The following is a 16,660-nucleotide window of genomic DNA, read 5'->3' on the forward strand; positions in this document are numbered from 1 at the left end:
ATGAGAGAGATCGCTTTTATAAAGCAAAATAAAGAAAAATGGCTTGAATTCGAAGAAGTAATTTCAAATAAAATTGAAAAAACTCCTGATGAAATCGCGCACCTTCACATTCAAATAATGAATGACTTGTCGTATGCGCAATCATTTTATCCCAAAAGTAATGTTGTTCCTTATTTAAATAAACTTGCAAAGAGTAGTTACAGCAAAATATATCATACTAAAAAACAAAGTAAGAACACATTTTTCTCTTTCTTTTTAGAAACAGTTCCTTTATTATTGTTTAAGCATAAAAAATACATGTATATTTCTTTTGCTGTATTTTTCACATTCTTTTTTATAGGTTTACTTTCTACATTTAATGATGAAAATTTTGCTCGTGAAATTCTAGGAAACAGTTATGTAGATCATACTTTAGAAAATATAGAAAGTGGTGATGCACTTGCCATTTATAAAGGTGGTAGTACTTGGGGAAGTTTCATAGGAATTTTTAATAATAATCTTAGAGTTGGTTTAAACATGTTTTTATCTGGACTTTTTATTGGAATTGGTTCTGGATATTATATTATGGTTAATGGAATTATGGTAGCTGTTTTTCAGGCTTTCTTTTACCAACACAATTCTTTAGTTGATAGTTTATTAGGTATTTGGATTCATGGTACCTATGAAATATTTGCTATGATCATTGAAGCAGGTTGTGGATATATTATTGGTGCAAGCATCTTATTTCCAGGAGCTTTAAAACGTTTTGAATCTTTTAAAAAAGGCTTACGAGAAGCTTTTTTTATCTTTTTAAGTACAATTCCTTTTACTTTTGCAGCCGCATTTTTAGAAGGGTATGTAACACGACATTATAACAGAATGCCTGCATTCTTCTGTGTATTAATAATTTTATTCTGTTTGGTTACAATTTCATATTACTATTTAATATTTCCATATAAAGTAGCTAAAAAACAACAAGCTATATGATTAAAAAGCTACTCTATTTTATATTCCTATTTATAGGAAGTTTACAACTATTTGCTCAAGAAGAAGATATCTCTTACGAAAGTTTTCCTCCTGAAAATAGTATAGAAAAGCAACGTAATTTTAACGATGATTTATCTTCTAAATATAATTCTGATGATTTTAAATATAAAGATGATGTAGAAAAAAAGCCTAAGAAAACTGGACCAAATTTCCCGTCTACTTTTCTTAGTAAGGTGGTGCATTTTTTTGTAACGATATTTCCTTATTTACTTGCTTTAATTATCATTTTTATTGTTGTAAAAGCTTTAATAGGTGAGGATTTTAAATGGTTCAATGCATCTAGAAACAAAAAAGTCGAACGTGTTTCCATACTTTCTTCTGAAGAAGAATCGTACTTAGAAAATGAAGATTATATCAAACTAATTGCTTTATCTAAACAAAAAGGAGATTATAGAAATGCGACACGTTATTACTATTTGTTATTATTAAAAAGTATGTCTAATAAAGGATTAATTACTTTTGATAAGGATAAAACAAACACAGAATATATTTTCGATTTACAAAAGAAGGAATTAAGAAAATCTTTTTCTTACTTATTATACATTTACGATTACGTCTGGTATGGAGAATTTAATGTTAATCAGACTAATTTTGAGGTAATAGAATCTAATTATGAATCTTTTTTAAAACAATTATAATGCTAAAAAGGACTAAATTATACATAATAGGATTCGTATTATTTTCTATAATTGGTTGTAAAAAAACCAACTGGAGAGAAAACTATCAAGAGCGTTCTAAAGAACCTTTTGGAACATACATTTTTGCCAATGAACTTGAAACCTTATTTAATTATAATGAGTTTACAGTTTTAGATGAGCATATTTACGATTATTTATTAATCAATCCAGTTACTACCAAAGATCAGGCGAACTATGTTTGTATTAAATCTTATGCTTATCAATTAGATAAAAAAACTACCAAAAAACTTTTAGATTTTGTAGCTGTTGGTAACGATATATTTCTATCCTTAAATAGTTTTAATGATACTTTTGAAAAAGAATTAAACTTTAAAACTGAAAATTTAGATAGTACTGTTTATGATATTAAGTTTTTAAAAGAACTTGACGGTACTTTTTATCTCAATAATCAAGAATTTAAAGTTGATAAATTTTATTTTGACAGAAATATTAGAAAGAATTATTTTAAATCTTTAGACAGTACAAAGACTATTGTTTTAGGATCACAAAATGTACCTTCCGAAGGTAAAAAACCAAACTTTATAAAAGTTAGTCACGGAGAAGGAAATGTATATTTACATACACAACCTATTGTTTTTACAAATTATTATCTACTAAAAGATACTGCTCCAAAATATGTAGAAAATGTATTCTCTTATCTTCCAGACAGATCAGTTTTACTAGATACACAAACAAAACGTAGCAAATACAACTATAGTGATGAGCAAAAATCCGCATTACAATTTTTCTACAAGCACCCAACTTTAAAATGGGCGTTATATGTTGGATTTATAGGCTTACTTTTATTTTTATTCTTAAATGCCAGAAGAAAACAACGCGCAATACCTGAATTAAAACCTTTAAAAAATTCAACTCAAGATTTTACACACACTATTGCAAACTTATATTTAAGAGAAGACAATCATAAAGATTTAGTGAATAAAAAAATCACATATTTCTTAGAAAAAGTACGTTCGAAATACCATTTAGACACACAAAATTTAAATTCAACATTTATTGAAAAATTAGCAGCTAAATCTGGTAACACAGAACATACTACAAAATATTTAATTAATACAATTACAACAATTAATAAAAGATCGCAATGCTCACAAGAGGAGTTAGTACAGCTAAACTCTCTTATCGAGAATTTTATAAAAAACAAATAATATGGAAGAAACAACAACTCCAAAAGACGGTTTAGAATTTGAAAACAGAATAGATCTTTCTGAATTACAAGAAAGTGTATATAAGATTAAAAATCAACTTCATAAAGTAATTGTAGGTCAGAAAAATATGATCGATCTATTAATTGTTGCTATATTTTCTGACGGACATGCTTTAATTGAAGGAGTTCCTGGAGTTGCAAAAACAATTACTACAAAATTATTATCTAGGGCAATGGATATTGATTTTAGTAGAATTCAATTTACACCAGATTTAATGCCATCTGATATTTTAGGAACATCTGTTTTTAATGTAAAAACTTCTGAATTTGAATTTAAAAAAGGTCCAGTTTTTTCTAATATGGTTTTAATTGATGAAATTAACAGAGCTCCTGCTAAAACTCAAGCTGCATTGTTTGAAGTAATGGAAGAAAAGCAAATTACAATGGATGGAAAACGTTATCCTATGAGTGCTCCGTTTATTGTATTAGCTACTCAAAACCCTATTGAACAAGAAGGAACTTATCGTTTACCTGAAGCTCAATTAGATCGTTTTTTATTCAAAATTAATGTAGATTATCCTACTGCTACTGAAGAACTAGAAATTGTTACCAGAGAACAAGCCTTACTAAAAGATAAAAAATTAGATAAAGTAGAAAAAGTAATTACTGGTGAAGAGATTCTTAAGTTTAGAGACTTAATTACAAATATCAAAGTAGAAAAAAACTTATTACAATACATTGCTAATATTGTAGTTAACACAAGATCTAACTCATTTTTATTTTTAGGAGCTTCACCAAGAGCAACAATTTCTATTTTAAAAGCTTCTAAAGCATTTGCTGCAGTAGCAGGAAGAGATTTTGTTACTCCAGAAGATATTAAAAACGCTGCTATTCCAGTTTTAGAACACAGAGTAATTGTAACTCCTGAACGTGAAATGGAAGGTGTTACAAGTAAACAAATCATTGAGCAAATAATTGAAGCTGTAGAAATTCCTAGGTAATTGTAAATGAAAACGTTTTTTAACTCTTTATTTTTAAATAATCGCTTTTTTTACGCCTTAGGATTAGTAGTTGCATTATTTATAGTTGGTTTTTTCGTTCCTGTATTTTTTGATGTAGCTAAAATACTACTATTCAGTATCTGTATTTTTACTTGTATAGATATTATACTACTATTTTCTAAAAATAAAGGTATTACTGGAGAACGCTTTTTACCTGAAAAACTCTCTAACGGTGATCAAAATAAGATTACGATCACATTAAAGAACAACTACAGCATAAAAATGAATGCCGTAATCTTAGAAGAACTACCATATCAATTACAATTACGATATTTTAAACTTAATGAACGTTTAAAAAAACAAGAAGAACGAAAAAGTAATTATACAGTAAATCCAAATATTAGAGGTGATTACGATTTTGGTAACATGAATGTTTATGTATCTTCACCATTGCAATTTGCTACTAGAAAATATGTTTTAGGAGAACCAAAAATTATTAAATGTTATCCTTCATTTTTAAAGTTAAATGATTTTTCAATCAAAGCAATTTCCAACGACATCACAAGTCAAGGAAATAAAAAGATTCGAAGAATTGGTAACTCAATGGAATTTGAACAAATAAAAGAATATGTTACTGGTGATGATATCAGAACTTTAAATTGGAAAGCTACAGCGAAGCGAAACCAATTAATGGTAAATCAATATGTAGAAGAGAAATCACAACCTGTATATTCTATTATTGATACAGGTAGACCAATGCAAATGCACTTTGATAATTTAACGCTTTTAGATTATTCTATAAATGCTTCTTTAGCTGTAAGTAACGCTATTTTAAAGAAACATGATAAAGCGGGTATGTTCTCTTTTTCACAAAAAATAGACAATCTTATTGTTGCAGAACAACGTAACTCTCAAATGAATCTGATCTCTGATGCATTGTATAACATTAAAACCAACTTTTTAGAATCTGATTATAGTTTATTATATGCGTCTATCAAGCGAAAAATAACAAGTAGAAGTTTATTAATACTATATACTAATTTCGAAACTTTAGATGCTTTAAAACGTCAATTACCTTATTTAAGAGCTATTGCAAAAAACCATTTATTATTAGTTGTATTTTTTCAAAATACTGAACTGAATAAAATTATAGATCAAAAATCGAAAAAAGTAAGTGATGTATATGATACTATTATAGCTGAAAAATTCATTTACGAAAAAAAACAAATTGCTAACGAATTAAGAAAATATGGTATTCAGTCGGTTTTAACAAAACCTAAAGAATTAACCGGAAACACAATTAATAAATACTTAGAATTAAAATCAAGAGGATTATTTTAATTTTTATCTTAATCAAAAAATTAACTCAAAAACAATAATTATTATGAATTGGTACTTAAAAGTGCTTAAAGATTATGCTAATTTTTCAGGAAGAGCAAGAAGAGAAGAATTTTGGATGTTTACATTAATTAGTTTTTTAATTAACATAGGATTAAGTTTAATTATAGCTGTTATCCCTGAATTATTTATTTTATCTACTTTGTATAGTTTAATTATTTTAATTCCTACTTTAGCTGTAACAGCTAGAAGACTACATGATATCGGAAAAAGTGGATGGACTTTCTTGATTATTTTAATACCTGTTATTGGAATTATCTTATTATTAGTTTGGTGGGCTCAAGATAGTCAACATGGACCAAATAGTTGGGGAGACAACCCTAAAGGAATAGGTAATACTAGAGAAATTGATCAAATAGGAAGATATTAAAATCAAATATTATAAATAGAAATGAGATCGTCCAATTTGGGCGATTTCTTTTTTAACTAGCATTATGTAAGATTTTTTTGTTACTTCGTACTAATACCAAATTTATCTTATGAAATCTTACTTAGCTTTACTCATAGCTGTTATTTTAACTTCTTGTGCTTCTGAAACTAAAATAACCAAGTTAGAAAAAGGAACTTACAGAGCTGCATTACAAATCCAAGATCAAAAAGAACTCCCTTTTATTTTTGAGGTAATTAATGAAAACGAGTTACATGTTTTTAATGCTGAAGAAAAAATAAAAGTTCATGAAATCACTTACAAAAATGATTCTGTAAAAATACAAATGCCATTTTTTGAAGGTTATCTTGTAGCAAAAATTAAAGAGAATAAACTTGAAGGTGAATTTGTAAAATCTAGCTTAGATCGTATTGTTCCGTTTACAGCTCAAAAAAACACCAACCGATTCGCTAATACTTCTAAAAGCGTATTTAATATTTCAGGAAACTGGGAAACAGTTTTTAGTCCTAATTCAGAAGAAGATAAATATATAGCTAAAGGTATATTTAAACAAGAAGGAGATAAAGTTACAGGTACATTTAGAACTACTACAGGAGATTATCGTTTTTTAGAAGGTAATATCAATAATGATATTTTACAACTTTCTACTTTTGATGGCGCTCATGCATTTTTATTCACAGCAAAAGTCACTGACTCTACTATGAATGGACATTTCTATTCTGGTAATCATTGGAAAGAGCCTTTTACAGCAAAACTGAACAACAGCTATGAATTACCTGATGCTGAATCATTAACCTATTTGAAAGAAGGTTATGAAACGATTTCATTTTCATTTCCTGATAAATATGACACTATGGTTTCTTTAACAGATGACCGTTTTAAAGATAAAGTAACTGTGGTTCAAATTATGGGATCTTGGTGTCCTAACTGTTTAGATGAAAGTAAATACTACTCAGAATATTACACAAAAAACAAATCGAAAGGAATTGAATTTGTTGCCTTAGCTTTTGAAGTTGCTAAAACTAAAGAAGAAGCTTTTGAATATTTGAATCGTTTAGAAGAACAAACCAACATCACCTACCCTATTTTGTTAGCTCAATTTGGTTCATCTAATAAAATTTCTGCTCAGGAAAAATTACCAATGTTAAACCACGTTTTATCATATCCAACTACAATTATACTTGATAAAAAAGGAAAAGTGAGAAAAATTCATACTGGATTTAATGGTCCTGCTACTGGTAAATTATATACCGATTTCACAAAAAACTTCGACTCTTTTTTAAACGAATTAGTTAACGAATAATCTGTTAAAAAATAAATGATTATGAAAAAAGAAAATATAACTTATATAACTCATTTAAAAACAGTAATTACTGCGTTAATGTTATTTATCTTTAGCGTTAATACAGTATTTGCTCAAAAAAGTAATGATGATATTTTAAATGAAGTTTACAATAAGGGAAAATCTTTTTCTATTCATATCAAAAATGGAGATTTTGAGCACTTATCTAATAAAAAACCACCAAAAGGCACTTGGACTTATTCCAAATTGATAGAATATAAAAAGAATATAGGGTCTAAAGATATATTTTACGGAAGTATTATTATACCTACCAATGATGAAACAATGTATTCTTATAATTTATTTGCTTATGATTTAAAAAAAGAATTTTATTATTTTGTTGCTATTGTTAGCTATAAAATAGATAATAAATCTATAAAATTTGATAATGGTTTTTTATTTACTGAAAAAGAAATAATAACAAATTGGTGGAAAAATATTGCTGAATTTTATAGAAGTAAAAAAATAGAAAAAATACCTGAATCTTATAAATTAAGGTTTTGTCCTCCACCTCCTTAAAACAAAAAATCAATTTTAGAGTTCTTATAATATGATTAATATAAGTTAATTTTCATAAATATATAACTTTTATAAATTTCTAAATTAATCAGCTTATTTAGTTTATAGCTTATGAGAAAAAAAATTACTTCAATAATATTAAATTACCTTATTACTATGTTGTAAAAGGAAAAATCAACTAAAAATAAACGATTTAAACTTCTCTAAGATTGATGAAAAATCAATTCAAAAAAATAATATTAAAGAAACTTATTTGATTGCTGCATCAGATTTTGGGCAGTATCAAAAGAATGATACCATAAGTGTTTTAAAATATAATAAACACGGAAAACTAATAAATGAATATATAAGAACTAAAGCTTTCCATAACTATAATGTTTCTTATCAATATGGTTCATTAAACTTAATTACTAAAAAAATTCATTCATCAGATTTTACTAATGAATTTGATTTTGTTTATGAGTTAAAACCTGATAGTCTTTTATTATATCAAAAATATAAGAATCAAATCTATAAAAATATAACTGGTAAAATTCCTGTTATTTCAGGAACTTTTAAATTCAATAAACAAGGATATTTAATTGAAAAGTCTCAGTATGAAAATAATGATTTTAATGCAGGAAGAAAGTATATAACTCAATATACTTATGACTCTTTACATCAATTACTGTCTGAGAAAAAGTTTTTAGACTTAAGTATTATTAGTGATTCTGCAAACTATAACTATTATACATCTTATAAAAACATTTTAAAATACTATTATACCGACCGAAAAATAGATTCAGTTATACAGTTTTTTTATTATAAAAATAAAACAAATGAAACCTATAGAATTCTTTATGATAAAAATGGTTTAATAAAGGAAAAAATAAGAGATAGTATTCATATCTTTTACCAACATAATACATTTTAACACCAATTAAATTTCAATAATGTCTAAACTTTTAGCTTACAGAAAAGAATTTAATCTTACACAAGAAGAACTAGCTGAAAAATCTGGAATATCTGTTAGAACTATTCAAAGAATAGAAGCTGGTGCCCCTTTAAAAGGTCATACTTTAAATGCTATCTCAAAAGCTTTAAACATAGACATAGAAAGCTTAAATGGTCAAAAAAATGAAAAAAGTATAAATATCAAACTTATTAAATTAATTAATTTATCTTCTTTACCTTTTATTGCTATTCCTCTAGTAAATATTCTTATTCCATTTGCCATTGTTTATTATAAAAAAGAATACAATCGTTTAACAAAAGAGATTATCTCACTTCAGATATTTTGGACAATTATTTCTACTATTTTAATTCTTTTAAGTCCATTTGCTAATAGACTTTTTTCTTCAGAAATCAGACTAACATTACCAATAATGATTCTTTTAATCTTAATAAACATCACTATCATCTTAGTAAATACAGCAGGATTGGACAAACATCAAAAAAACTATATAAAGCTAAAATTCAACTTTTTATAATGCTTGTCGTGACTTTGTCAGGTTATTTTCGGGCTATTTTCAGGTTTCTTTTATTCTGAATTATAGAATATTGCCTCATCATTTAAATTTTTAATTACAAACAAAATCATGAAGCAATTTTATACTCTTATACTAATTTTTATAGTTCTTTTTTCAACAAAAATAGGAGCACAAGTTTCTAAAAAATCAAAACTATTTAATGAACTAAAACAAATTGATAGTTTATTTTTTGAAGAAGGTTTTAATAAATGTAATTTTTCTCTGTTAGAAAAATATATTGCTACTGATTTTGAGTTTTATCATGATGAAAACGGAATTCAAAATAGAACACAATTTTTCAAAGGATTTAAAGAAAGTATTTGCACTAACACGAATAAAAAACCTATTAGAAAAGTCGTAGATGAAAGTTTAGAAGTTTTCAGATTAAAAAATAATGGTGAAACTTATGGTGCTATTCAAAAAGGAATTCATTTGTTCTACATAAAAGAAACAAACAAAGAACCGTATCTTACCAATATAGCCAAATTTACTTCTCTTTGGAAGAGAGAAAATAAACAATGGAAATTAGCTAGAGTTTTGAGTTATGATCATAAAGAACCTAAAACTAATTATGGTCCGAAATTTACAATTAACTATCCTTCTCCTCTATTTGAAAATGATAAGCTTATAGAAAAACTTCTTAAAAAGCATCAAATTACATCACTATCAATTGGTTATATAGAACAAGCTAAAATTAGACAATTGAGAGCTTTTGGCTATCAAAAAGACCTTGTAAAGACTGATTTAAACAGTATTTATAAAGTTGCCTCTTTAACCAAACCTATAGTTGCAAATGTTATACTTAAACTTGTTGATTCAGGACAAATTGATTTAGATGAACCTCTATCGAAATATTATATTGATTCAGATATAAAAGATCATGAATTTTTACAAAAACTTACAGTTCGTAATATATTATCACACCAATCAGGATTACCAAATTGGAGATATTTAACACCAAACCGAAAATTAAGTTTTATAAGAGAACCTGGAACAAAATGGGAATATTCTGGCGAAGGATTTGAGTATATGAGAAAAGCTATAGAGAATAAATTACAAAAGCCTTTTGAACGTATTGCAGAAGTATTATTATTTAATCCTTTGAGAATGGAAAACACATCTTTTAATTGGAATTCGAAAATCAATGAAAATAATTATGCTATAGAACATAACGAAAAGAATAAAGCAATAACTTTTGAAAAATACACTTCGGTTAACGCTGCTGCCAATTTATTAACTACAACAAAAGATTACTCTAAATTTTTAGTTCATCTGTTAAACGGTGCAGGAATTTCTAAGTCCTTATATCAAGAGTTTATAAAACCACAGTCAAGAGAAAAGGAAGGAATATTCTGGGGTTTAGGTATGCAAATCCTACCTAATTTAAAAAACAATGAAACTGTTTTAATGCATACTGGTGGAGATTATGGAACTAAAACCATAGCTTTAATTTCTTTACAGTCTAAAAAAGGAATTGTAATACTATCTAATTCTGAAAACGGAATGAAAATATGGCAAAAACTATTACAAGAATATTTTTCTGATTTTGGTAATGAAATTATGGATAGAAATATGAAGTAAAGATAAAAAGCAGAGAAGTTTTAAATTTCTCTGCTTTTTGATTTACTACTTTGGTAATTCTACCTCTTCATTCCATATATATTTTAAAAACCATTGCCAAATTGACTTTTTAATCGATTCTCTCTACTTTATTAATTGGGATAGGTAAATCAACTCCTTCTTTAATAAAACGCTTATGAACAGCTTCTTTTAAAGCACATTTCCCTCTAAATTCTTGAAATGGTTCGTTCATCCAAACATAAGCTCTCATATGAATATAGGTTTCATGAATATCAATTACACGAACATCAATGCTATCACTAGATTCAGTTTCCATAACCATTGGAAGTTTTACTGCTTCTTCTTGAATAATCTTACGAGCTAAATCTATATTCGCTCGCAATCCTATTTTAAAATTATTGAAGCTTAGCACGTGAGAATCCTCTATAGTATGATTTAATACAGAATCGGTACTAATTACAGAATTTGGAATGATTAAACGTTTATTTTCAAAATTGTTAATTACTGTGTGACGTAGAGTTATATCTTCAACAATACCAACTCTAGCCTCATCTAGTTTAATATAATCACCAACTCTAAAAGGTTTAAAAATTACGATAAAAGCTCCGGCTATTAAATTCGATAAAGCTGCTTGTGCAGCGAAACCGATGATTGCAGCAATAATACCAGCTCCTGAGAAAATTAGTGTTGCCTTACTTCGTAAAGTAGGTACGGTCATTACAATAAAAAACAAGGTAAATATTCCTACAAAAAATTTTACTGAATTGCGTAAAAATTGAATACTTGTTCTACCAAAACGTTCAGTTTTTTTTGATTTTATAACTATTAAAATTATCTGTCGTATTATTCTGGAAATACCCCAAGAAATTAACAAAACAACAAAAATGTATATAGTTATACCTAAAGGGCTTTTTAAGTCAAAATCGTATGTGAGAAGTTTATCCAATTAAATTTTTCTTTTCAATAGTATTTGTTCTTATATACAAATATAAAGGAAATGTAAATGCTACCGCTACGATGAAGGTTAATGGTATTAAAACCCACCAGTATTTAACTTTCAATTTGATTGCATCTGGTATGTAAAAGGCAAAAAAAGTTAAAACAACTACTAATAAATCTGCACTTAACGACTTACCCGCAAAATTGACTTTTGCATCTGCAAAAAAGTTCAAAAATGATGGATCAGCTGCTGTTTGAAAATATTGGATATTGTAATACCATGTGTAACACATACCCAATATTGCCAAGAATAAGTACAAATACTTTAGTTTCATTTAAAATAATGCTGTTTGACTTTCATTATCACCTTCTTTCTTCTTTTTAATTGCTACTTCTAATGCTTTACGTGCTTTTTCTTTTTTATCTAAAGATTCATCTGCTTCTGTGACATTAGTATCTTCAACTAACTCTTCTTCATTTACCTCTATATTTTCAACCTTTTCTTCTTCAGGTTCTTCATAAGGTAATGATTCTAGAGTTTTAATCGTTCTAATTTTAGCCGCTGTTAATTGATTTCCAATTGCTTTTATACCTTTTACAGAAATAAATTCTTCGAAATTTACTTTCATACTTGGTAAAGCTCTCTTAGAAAAAATCACTTCTACCATAGGGCGATAATCTGTTACTACAATCTGTAATTGTGACTTTTCGTGATCTGTGATAAATATTTCTTCTTTATCTGTGCTTTCTAACAAGAAACGCTTCACATAATAACGCTCTTTATGTCCGTCGTAGTAAATAGCAGAAATTGGTTTATTAGGTTTCCATTTTTCTAAAACAATCATGTCGTTATCAAAATGCATTGCTAAGTCTGGTGTTACAGCTTTAGCTTTACCCGATTGCTTTACAATTAAGATTTTATCTTCAGCTTTAAACTCTCCTAATAATTCACCTCTTTCGTCAACATTCAAACGTCTAACAGTATCATCAAACCAAATCTTACGCGGTTTTAATGTTGATACACCAGCCTCTTTAAATTCTACTTTTTTAACGCTATGTTTAGTAACTAAATTACCTCTAACACTTCTACCTTTAATTGCCAAATCGGCAAAATCTAAATCCCATTTTAGCTTTTTAACACTTCCAACGGCTCGTAATAAAATAGTAACAACTTCTGCTTCTCCATTTGGATTTGCAGAGAAATACAATACTTGAGAACCTTTATTTCCGTTCGTTAAATCGTATTCACGATCTCTAGTTATAGAAGTTACATTAAAACGTTTCATATAACTTGGTCCACGAGTACCATCTTTATAAATCAAATTATAAACTGTACGTTTATCTTTTTTCTTGAAAACTGCTACATGGATAATTCCTTTACCAACAAACGTTTTAGAATCTACTTTGGTAACTTGCATGACACCATCTTCGCGGAAAACAATAATATCATCGATATCTGCACAATCTGCAACAAATTCATCTTTCTTTAAAGATGTCCCGATAAAACCTTCTTCTCTATTCACATAAAGTTTTGCATTGCGCATTACCACTTTTGTAGCGACAATGTCATCGAAGATTCTGATTTCAGTTTTACGCTCTTTACCTTTTCCGTATTTATCTTTTAGTTCTTTGAAGTAATCAATAGCGAATTCGATAAGATTATCTAAATATTCTTTTACCTCTGCTATTTTCTCTTCTAAACTTTCTATGAATTGTTTCGCTTTATCAATATCAAACTTAGATATTTTCTTAATTCGAATTTCAGTAAGTTTTACAATATCATCTACAGTAACTTCACGTTTTAAATGCTTAGTATGAGGTTTTAAACCTAAGTCAATTGCTTCAATTACGCCTTCCCAAGTTTCTTGTTCCTCAATATCACGATAAATTCTATTTTCAATAAAAATTCTTTCTAATGAAGAAAAATGCCATTGCTCTTCTAACTCATTTAATTGAATTTCTAACTCTTGTTTTAATAAATCAACAGTGAAATCTGTAGAACGTTTCAATACATCAGAAACACCAATAAAAATAGGTTTGTTATCTTCAATAATACAACACAATGGAGAAATTGAGTTCTCACAATTTGTAAAAGCGTATAATGCATCTATCGTTTTATCTGGAGATACATTTGGTGGTAGATGCACCAATATTTCTACATTAGCAGCTGTATTGTCTTCAATCTTCTTGATTTTGATTTTCCCTTTATCATTTGCTTTTAAAACACTATCAATAAGCGAAGAAGTTGTTGTTCCGAAAGGAACTTCTGTAATTACTAACGTTTTTTTATCTAACTGAGAAATTTTTGCTCTTACACGAACTTTTCCTCCACGCTTACCATCATTATAATTGGAAACATCCGCAATTCCTCCAGTTAAAAAATCTGGAACTATAGTAAAGTTTCTTCCTCTAAGATATTTAATCGAAGCATCGATTAACTCATTAAAATTATGTGGTAAAATTTTTGTAGATAAACCTACTGCAATACCTTCTGCTCCTTGAGCTAATAATAATGGGAACTTTACAGGAAGATTTACAGGTTCTTTTTTACGACCATCGTAAGACGATTGCCATTCGGTAGTTTTAGCATTGAAAACAACATCTAAAGCGAATTTAGATAAACGTGCTTCGATATAACGTGAAGCTGCAGCTCTATCTCCTGTTAAGATATTACCCCAGTTTCCTTGCATATCTATAAGCAACTCTTTTTGTCCCATTTGCACCATGGCATCTGCAATAGAAGCATCACCGTGTGGGTGATACTGCATGGTATGACCAACAATATTAGCTACTTTATTATAACGTCCATCATCTAAATCTTTCATAGAATGCATGATACGACGCTGTACAGGTTTAAATCCGTCTTCTATAGATGGAACAGCACGTTCTAAGATTACATACGAAGCATAATCTAAAAACCAATCTTTATACATTCCCGTAACCTTAGTTATGGTCTCTGTGTTTTCTACTTGGTTTTCGTTTGTTAATTCTTCGTCGTGTTCGTAATTATTGTTTTCTTCGCTCATGTATTATAAACGTTTGTACATTTTTGATTTTTTTACTTTTTTGATCTTAACAATATAAAAATAGCTAGACCTATTATTGTTATAAAAGCTGCATAGTTACCGTCATCAGTAATCTCGTTGAAATTTATTGAAAATAACATTAGAAAAATAAAAAAAAGAGCTATTAATATTAAGCCTCTATTTAATTTCATTTTAACTTTCTTCTATTAAATCTTGTTCAACTTTTAGATTCTCTATAATAAACTTTTGACGATCTGGTGTGTTTTTTCCCATGTAAAATTGTAACATTTGATCGATAGACATTTCTTTATCTAACATCACTGGATCTAAACGAATATCTTCCCCAATAAAGTGTACAAATTCATTCGGAGAAATTTCTCCTAATCCTTTAAATCGTGTGATCTCTGGTTTTCCTCTTAACTTGGCAATAGCAGCTTGTTTTTCTGTTTCAGAATAACAATAATGCGTTTCCTTTTTATTACGAACTCTAAAAAGTGGTGTTTCTAAAATATATAAATGTCCTTCTTTTATTACTTCTGGGAAGAATTGTAAGAAAAATGTAATTAGTAATAGTCTAATGTGCATTCCATCGACATCGGCATCAGTTGCGATTACAATGTTGTTGTAACGTAAACCTTCTAATCCGTCTTCTATGTTTAATGCCGCTTGAAGTAAGTTAAATTCCTCGTTTTCATACACGATTTTCTTTGTTAAACCATATGAATTTAAAGGTTTTCCTTTTAAGCTGAAAACCGCTTGAGTATTTACATTTCTAGATTTTGTAATAGATCCAGATGCAGAATCTCCCTCGGTGATAAATAACGTTGTATTTAAATAATCTTCTTTCTTAGTATCTCCAAAGTGAATTCTACAGTCTCTTAATTTTTTATTGTGAAGATTTGCTTTTTTAGCTCGATCTCTTGCTAACTTTCGGATTCCTGATAATTCTTTACGCTCTTTTTCAGCTTGTAAAATCTTCTTTTGAAGCGTTTCTGCAATAACAGTATTCTTGTGTAAGAAATTATCTAATTTTGTTTTTACAAAATCATTAATGTAAGTCCTTACAGTTGGTAATCCGTCTCCCATTTCGGTAGAACCTAATTTTGTTTTCGTTTGACTTTCGAAAACAGGCTCCATGACTTTAATGGATATTGCTCCAATGATCGATTTTCGAACATCTGATGCTTCAAAGTTTTTTCCGTAGAACTCACGAATCGTTTTTACAACAGCTTCTCTAAATGCAGCTTGGTGCGTACCACCTTGAGTTGTATTTTGTCCGTTTACAAACGAATGATATTCTTCTGAATATTGAGTTTTGCTATGTGTCATAGCAATTTCTATATCATCTCCTTTCAAATGGATGATCGGATATAACATATCCTCAACATTGTTATTATCTTCTAAAAGGTCTTTTAATCCATTTTCTGAATAATATTTTTCTCCGTTAAAAACTATAGTCAATCCAGGATTCAGATATACATAGTTTTTCAATAAACGAATTACATATTCTGGACGATATTTATAGTTTTTAAAGATAGCATCATCTGCAATAAAAGTAACCTTCGTTCCTCTTCTTCTCGTTGTTTCCTCTAAAAGATCTTGATTGGTAAGATTTCCTTTTTCAAATTCAGCAGAAGCTGATTTTCCATCACGCGTACTTTCTACACGGAAATATGTAGATAATGCATTAACAGCTTTGGTACCAACTCCGTTTAATCCTACAGATTTTTTAAAGGCTCTACTGTCGTATTTTCCTCCGGTATTCATCTTAGAAACTACATCGACGACTTTTCCTAACGGAATACCACGACCGTAATCTCGAACAATAACTTTATTACCTTGGATAGATACTTCGATTGTTTTTCCTGTACCCATAACAAACTCATCAATAGAGTTATCGAGTACCTCTTTTACTAAAATGTATATTCCATCATCAGGAGAAGAACCATCTCCTAATTTACCAATATACATACCTGGACGCATACGGATATGCTCTTTCCAGTCGAGTGATCGTATATTATCTTCGGTATATTTAGTTTCTTGCGCCATAAAATCTGAGAAAAATGAAGTGTATGCTAAAATAAGAT

Annotated in this window: 15 protein-coding genes; 11 read left to right on the plus strand and 4 right to left on the minus strand. The window is 28.3% G+C overall.

Annotated elements, in window-relative coordinates; all coding sequences use genetic code 11:
* From AC2TEO_RS02955 to AC2TEO_RS03005, 11 genes are all read left to right on the plus strand, one after another.
* Entirely contained in the window at positions 1-966 is a 966-nt protein-coding gene (locus tag AC2TEO_RS02955; protein WP_442266671.1) for a stage II sporulation protein M, read from the plus strand.
* Complete coding sequence (locus AC2TEO_RS02960) at positions 963-1,664, plus strand: hypothetical protein (RefSeq protein WP_442266672.1); 702 nt, start codon at positions 963-965, stop codon at positions 1,662-1,664. The genes AC2TEO_RS02955 and AC2TEO_RS02960 overlap by 4 nt, the downstream gene beginning before the upstream one ends.
* Positions 1,664-2,872: a DUF4350 domain-containing protein gene (locus tag AC2TEO_RS02965; RefSeq protein WP_442266673.1), complete on the plus strand. Its 1,209-nt coding sequence runs from the start codon at positions 1,664-1,666 to the stop codon at positions 2,870-2,872. Before AC2TEO_RS02960 ends, AC2TEO_RS02965 begins: the two co-directional genes overlap by 1 nt.
* Before the next feature lies 1 nt (position 2,873).
* Positions 2,874-3,872, plus strand: coding sequence for an AAA family ATPase (locus tag AC2TEO_RS02970; protein ID WP_442266674.1), 999 nt, complete (start codon positions 2,874-2,876; stop codon positions 3,870-3,872).
* 6 nt (positions 3,873-3,878) lie between these two features.
* Positions 3,879-5,213, plus strand: coding sequence for a DUF58 domain-containing protein (locus AC2TEO_RS02975; protein WP_442266675.1), 1,335 nt, complete (start codon positions 3,879-3,881; stop codon positions 5,211-5,213).
* A 43-nt stretch (positions 5,214-5,256) separates the two neighbouring features.
* The gene (locus AC2TEO_RS02980) at positions 5,257-5,640 is read left to right on the plus strand and encodes a DUF805 domain-containing protein (RefSeq protein ID WP_442266676.1); all 384 of its coding nucleotides are present in this window, start codon (positions 5,257-5,259) and stop codon (positions 5,638-5,640) included.
* Between the two features lie 109 nt (positions 5,641-5,749).
* Complete coding sequence (locus AC2TEO_RS02985; RefSeq protein ID WP_442266677.1) at positions 5,750-6,961, plus strand: peroxiredoxin family protein; 1,212 nt, start codon at positions 5,750-5,752, stop codon at positions 6,959-6,961.
* A gap of 21 nt (positions 6,962-6,982) precedes the next feature.
* Entirely contained in the window at positions 6,983-7,519 is a 537-nt protein-coding gene (locus tag AC2TEO_RS02990) for a hypothetical protein (RefSeq protein ID WP_442266678.1), read from the plus strand.
* Positions 7,520-7,772: 253 nt separating this feature from the next.
* Positions 7,773-8,432 (plus strand): hypothetical protein, encoded by a 660-nt coding sequence (locus tag AC2TEO_RS02995; RefSeq protein ID WP_442266679.1) that lies wholly within the window; start codon positions 7,773-7,775, stop codon positions 8,430-8,432.
* 19 nt (positions 8,433-8,451) lie between these two features.
* On the plus strand, positions 8,452-8,988 hold the full coding sequence (locus AC2TEO_RS03000) for a helix-turn-helix domain-containing protein (RefSeq protein ID WP_442266680.1): 537 nt from the start codon (positions 8,452-8,454) through the stop codon (positions 8,986-8,988).
* 108 nt (positions 8,989-9,096) lie between these two features.
* A complete protein-coding gene (locus AC2TEO_RS03005) occupies positions 9,097-10,608 on the plus strand; it encodes a serine hydrolase domain-containing protein (RefSeq protein WP_442266681.1) in 1,512 nt (503 codons plus the stop codon).
* Positions 10,609-10,717: 109 nt separating this feature from the next.
* Here AC2TEO_RS03005 and AC2TEO_RS03010 read toward each other — a convergent pair whose 3' ends face one another.
* From AC2TEO_RS03010 to AC2TEO_RS03025, 4 genes are all read right to left on the minus strand, one after another.
* Positions 10,718-11,554 (minus strand): mechanosensitive ion channel family protein, encoded by an 837-nt coding sequence (locus AC2TEO_RS03010; protein ID WP_442266682.1) that lies wholly within the window; start codon positions 11,552-11,554, stop codon positions 10,718-10,720.
* Positions 11,547-11,882, minus strand: a complete 336-nt coding sequence (locus tag AC2TEO_RS03015) for a DUF2834 domain-containing protein (protein ID WP_442266683.1) — start codon at positions 11,880-11,882, stop codon at positions 11,547-11,549. The genes AC2TEO_RS03010 and AC2TEO_RS03015 overlap by 8 nt, the downstream gene beginning before the upstream one ends.
* On the minus strand, positions 11,883-14,573 hold the full coding sequence (locus AC2TEO_RS03020) for a DNA gyrase/topoisomerase IV subunit A (RefSeq protein WP_442266684.1): 2,691 nt from the start codon (positions 14,571-14,573) through the stop codon (positions 11,883-11,885).
* A 192-nt stretch (positions 14,574-14,765) separates the two neighbouring features.
* The gene (locus AC2TEO_RS03025) at positions 14,766-16,622 is read right to left on the minus strand and encodes a DNA topoisomerase IV subunit B (RefSeq protein WP_442266685.1); all 1,857 of its coding nucleotides are present in this window, start codon (positions 16,620-16,622) and stop codon (positions 14,766-14,768) included.
* Positions 16,623-16,660: the final 38 nt, after the last annotated feature.

The organism is Tenacibaculum aquaeponti (assembly GCF_057221555.1).